Below are 253 nucleotides of genomic sequence, written 5' to 3'. Positions count from 1 at the left end.
AACGATACGAACCCAGATATTTGTGGAGACTCAGACGGAGACGGCTGTGATGACTGTTCAGTAGGAACAGACAACTTCGGTCCATTATCAGATAGCTTACCATTAAATGACGGAACTGATACAGATGCAGACGGATTATGTGATGCTGGAGATCCTGACGATGATAACGATGGAATTTTAGACGCTACAGATCCTAACGATACGAACCCAGACATTTGTGGAGACTCAGACGGAGACGGCTGTGATGACTGTT

The 253-nt window shown here is 45.5% G+C and carries 1 pseudogene; it reads left to right on the top strand.

The features are described from left to right. Positions 1-253 (top strand): annotated as a pseudogene (locus G4L40_RS12900) (hypothetical protein); the annotation flags it as partial.

The sequence above is a fragment of the Flavobacterium celericrescens genome, from assembly GCF_011392075.1.
GTDB lineage: Bacteria > Bacteroidota > Bacteroidia > Flavobacteriales > Flavobacteriaceae > Flavobacterium > Flavobacterium celericrescens.
The sequence above is the reverse complement of the archived record's forward strand: the minus strand, read 5'-3'. Positions and strand labels throughout refer to the sequence as shown.